Here is a 3,815-nt window from a genome sequence, read left to right as displayed (position 1 = left end):
CGCCGGGGGCACGCGCAGCGGCACGGGGCCGGCCGGGCGCCGCTGGTCGCGGTCCTTGGCCAGCTCGCCCAGCATGCCCGCCGGCGGGGCGGCGACCAGCGTGGTCGCCTCCGGCATGGTGTTGACGAACGCGCCGTCCCTGAACTGCGGTGAGCGCCGGATCCGCTCCACCCGCGAGGGCCCCGACCGCAGGGGCCGCACGCCCAGTTCCGCGGGCACGTCCCGCAGCGCCCATCCCGCCGCGGCGAGGGCCGCCCCGCCCATGAGGATCCGCCGTGCCGTCCGCAGTGCCGTCATCGTTCACTCTCCCCAGGAAGTCTGTTCCGTCCTGCTCAACGGAGCGGGGCGGCCGTGCTGTTCCCCGTACGACGATATATCGCGATAGGTCAGACCGTTTTGATGGCGCCGCCGTCGATGACGTAGTCGGCGCCGTTGACGCTCGCGGCGCGCGGCGAGGCCAGGTACGTCACCAGGGCGGCGACCTCCTCCGGTCCGACGAACCTGCCGGTCGTCATCCCGATGCCGGCCGGCACCCCCGCGAGCAGTTGCTCGTGCTCCAGGCCCAGCGAGGCCGCGAGAGCCGCGCCGTACCCCTGGGGATCTTCCCACATCGCGGTGCGGGCCGGCCCGGGGGAGACGGTGTTCACGCGGACGCCCTGCGGCCCGTACTCCTCGGCCAGCGCCTTGCCGAACGCCGTCAGCGCCGCCTTGCTGGTCGTGTACGGGGTCGGGCCGGAGTGCGGCATCCGCGCGCCGATCGAGGAGATGTTCACCACCGCGCCGCCCCGCCGCACCAGGCTGGGCAGGGCGGCCCGGGTGGCGCGGACGGCGCTGAGGAAGTTCAGGTCGAGCGCCTGGCGCCACTGCTCCTCGCCGAAGCCGAGGAAACCGCCGACCTGCCCCTCGCCCCCGTCGCCGCCGCCCACGTTGTTGACGAGCAGGTCGAGCTCGCCCACCTCGGCCAGCGCCCGTTCGACCAGCCCGGCGGGGCCCTCCGGCGTGGAGAGATCGGCGGTCAGGGCGATCGCGCCGGTCGCCTTCAGCTCGGGGCTGACGGTGCGGGCGCCCGCCACGACGCGCACGCCCTCCTCCGCCAGCGCGGCCACGACGGCCAGGCCGAGGCCCCTGCTGGCGCCGGTGACGAGGGCGGTCGTTCCGCTGAGTCGCAGATCCATGAGAGGTCCTCCAGCGTTAATCGCTTCATCGGTGATGCGAGAAACATAGAACATGCAACACCAATGATGCAACTCCTTGGGTAATCGGGACGGTGGTGTAGCCTTGCCTCTCGTGACAGAAGCGACGCGGGCACTGCGGTCGGACGCCGAGCGCACCGTCCGCCAGATCCTCGAGGCCGCCGAACGGGTCCTCAGCCGCAACCCGGCGGCCACCATGGAGCAGATCGCCGAGGAGGCGGGCGTGGCCCGCACCACCGTCCACCGGCGCTTCGCCTCCCGCGACGCGCTGGTCGGCGCGATGGCCGCCTGGGCGACACGCCGGTTCGCCGACGCCGTCGAGGCGGCCAACCCGGAGACGACCCCGCCGCTCGTCGCCCTCTACCAGGTCACGGCCAACGTGCTGCGGGTCAAGCTCGACTGGGGCTTCGCGATGAGCCGCGCCCTGACGGCCGCCCCAGAGGCGGCGCGGGTCCACGCCGAGGTGGAGGAGAAGTGCGAGCGGATGTTCCGGGCGGCACGGGAGGCGGGGCTGCTGCGGCCCGACGCGGACCTCGCGTGGGCCCGGCGGGTGTACTACGCGCTCATCCACGAGGCCGCCCAGAGCGGCGACGGCGACGCCGACGCGCTGGCCACGCGGGTCGTCGACACGCTGCTGCGCGGCGTGGGCACCGCCCAGGGCCTCACGGCGCCGCGCTGATCCTTGCGCCGGCCCTCGCCGCCGGCCTTGCGCCGACCCTTGCGCTGAGCCGCCTCAGGCGTCGCCGGCGAGCAGGTCGCGGGCGGCGTCGTTGAAGGCGCGCACGCGCGCGGTGGCGCCGTCGGCCCGCCACATCAACCCCCACCGCAGGGGCGGGGCGTCGCTGAACGGGACGTACGCGACGTCGGGCCGGACGTAGTAGCGCGTGGCGTGCGCGCCGACCGGGAAGACCCCGTGACCGGCGCCGATGAGGGTGAGCATCTCGTTGAAGGTCGAGGCCGACGGGCCCGGCTCGATCGGCCGCCCCGAGGGGGTGGCGCTCGGGGTGCGGTCCGCGCGCAGCGAGCCGGGGAGCGTACGGGGGAGCTGGAGCAGTGTGACCCGGGCCAGGTCCTCCAGGGAGACCGACGTCCGGCGGGCGAAGGGGTGCTGGAGCGGGACCGCGAGCATGCGCGCCTCGGACACGAGGACCGGCCCCGTGGCGATGTCGGGCTCGTCGACGGGGAAGGTGCCCAGCGCGACGTCGATCTCGCCGTCCCGCAGCCAGGGCATGAGGTCCACCATCTGCGCCTCGCGGAGCTGGACGTCGCAGTCCGGCCGGCGCCGCCGGAACAGCTCGGCCACCCCGGCGAGCAGTTGCCCGCCGGCGGCGCCGACGAAGGCGACGCGCAGGGTGCCGGTGAGGCCGCGCCCGGTGGCGACGGCCCGCTCGTACGCGGCGGCGATCCGATCCCAGGCCGGGCGGGTCTCCTCGTACAGGCCGCGTCCCACCGAGGTCAGCTCCACCCGGCGGCTGGTGCGGTTGAACAGCGGAACCCCGATGCGGCGCTCCAGCTTGGCGATGGTCTGGCTGATCCGGGCGGTGGACACCCGCAGCCGCTCGGCGGTCCGGCCGAAGTGCAGCTCCTCGGCCAGCGTGAGGAACGCCTCCAGCTCGTGCCGCTCCAGCATGACGCCCTCCGATCGTTAATCCAGGCTTGACGATCGTTGCACAGGACCGCATTGATCGGCTCCGCGCCCCGGCCGAGAGTGGAACCGCTCGAAAACCCCTCCGACCTGCATGGAGCATGCGATGTACGTCACCTCGGGACAGGCGCTGTCCGCCCCCGCCGGCGATCAGGACGCCGTGGTCCGGGAGCTGCGGGACCGCGCCGAGATCGTGGACGCCCTCCACCGGTTCGGCCTCGGCCAGGACCTGAAGGACAAGGAGCTGTTCGCCTCGGCCTTCGCCGCGGACGCCGAGCTGGACTTCCGTCCCGCGGCGGCGAAGTGGGGCGGCCGGCCGCCCCTGATGACCGGGCGCGACGCGATCGTCTCCACGATCCTGGCCCTGTTCGGCGGCCGGGTGGACACCACCCACCAGGTCACCAACCCCCGCGTCGCGGTGGACGGCGACACGGCGCGCCTGACCGCGCTGGTGGAGGCCCAGCATCTGCTCGCCGCCGACCACGGCACCTTCGCCCTGCTGAAGAACCCGTACGACGTCGAACTGGTCCGCGACGGGGAGCGCTGGGTCGTCCGCCGCATGACCATCGACAACGCCTGGTACACCGGCGACCCCGTCGCCATCTTCGGCTGACCCGCACCGTTCGGGCGACCCGCACCTTTCGGTCGACTCACACCTTTCATTCGACTCACACCTGAGGAACCTCATGAACACCTTGAGATCGGCCGTCCGCGGCCAGGTCCTGCTGCCCGGCGATCCCGGGTTCGACGCCGCCCGCCGCCCGTGGAACCTCGCCGTCGAGCAGCCGGTGGCCGCCGTGGTCGAGGCCGCCGACGCCGACGACGTCGCCGCCCTCGTCCGGTATGCCGGCTCCGCCGGGCTGGGCATCGCGACGCAGCCGAACGGACACGGCGCGACCGGCCGTACCGAGGGCACGATCCTGCTGCGCACCCGGCTGCTGGACACGCTGGAGATCGACCCCGCGGCCCTCCGCGCC

Annotated in this window: 5 protein-coding genes and 1 pseudogene; 3 read left to right on the top strand and 3 right to left on the bottom strand. The window is 73.8% G+C overall.

The genetic code is table 11. The features are described from left to right. Both AB0H81_RS44185 and AB0H81_RS44180 read right to left on the bottom strand, forming a co-directional pair. Positions 1-297, bottom strand: a pseudogene (locus tag AB0H81_RS44185) (Zn-dependent hydrolase); the annotation flags it as partial. A gap of 89 nt (positions 298-386) precedes the next feature. After that, positions 387-1,175: an SDR family oxidoreductase gene (locus AB0H81_RS44180; RefSeq protein ID WP_358388335.1), complete on the bottom strand. Its 789-nt coding sequence runs from the start codon at positions 1,173-1,175 to the stop codon at positions 387-389. Between the two features lie 112 nt (positions 1,176-1,287). On the opposite strand from AB0H81_RS44180, the gene AB0H81_RS44175 reads away from it, so the two are divergent. Next, entirely contained in the window at positions 1,288-1,872 is a 585-nt protein-coding gene (locus tag AB0H81_RS44175; protein ID WP_358388332.1) for a helix-turn-helix domain-containing protein, read from the top strand. 54 nt (positions 1,873-1,926) lie between these two features. Here the strand turns inward: AB0H81_RS44175 and AB0H81_RS44170 are convergent, their stop codons facing one another. Further along, positions 1,927-2,823, bottom strand: a complete 897-nt coding sequence (locus AB0H81_RS44170; protein ID WP_358388329.1) for a LysR family transcriptional regulator — start codon at positions 2,821-2,823, stop codon at positions 1,927-1,929. 121 nt (positions 2,824-2,944) lie between these two features. On the opposite strand from AB0H81_RS44170, the gene AB0H81_RS44165 reads away from it, so the two are divergent. Together AB0H81_RS44165 and AB0H81_RS44160 are read left to right on the top strand one after the other, a co-directional pair. Then, a complete protein-coding gene (locus AB0H81_RS44165) occupies positions 2,945-3,451 on the top strand; it encodes a nuclear transport factor 2 family protein (RefSeq protein WP_358388326.1) in 507 nt (168 codons plus the stop codon). Positions 3,452-3,524: 73 nt separating this feature from the next. Beyond that, positions 3,525-3,815: FAD-binding protein (locus AB0H81_RS44160; RefSeq protein ID WP_358388323.1), on the top strand; the 291-nt coding region annotated here is incomplete at its 3' end.

The organism is Nonomuraea sp. NPDC050691 (assembly GCF_040654455.1).
Taxonomy (GTDB): Bacteria; Actinomycetota; Actinomycetes; order Streptosporangiales; family Streptosporangiaceae; genus Nonomuraea.
Note: the sequence above shows the minus strand (reverse complement) of the source record. Positions and strands in the feature narration are given on the sequence as shown.

Bases quoted from the DNA above. Each gene is read 5' to 3' on its own strand.
- AB0H81_RS44165 (WP_358388326.1), top strand. From the start codon at position 2,945: ATGTACGTCACCTCGGGACAGGCGCTGTCCGCCCCCGCCGGCGATCAG.
- AB0H81_RS44180 (WP_358388335.1), bottom strand. From the start codon at position 1,175: ATGGATCTGCGACTCAGCGGAACGACCGCCCTCGTCACCGGCGCCAGC.
- AB0H81_RS44170 (WP_358388329.1), bottom strand. From the start codon at position 2,823: ATGCTGGAGCGGCACGAGCTGGAGGCGTTCCTCACGCTGGCCGAGGAG.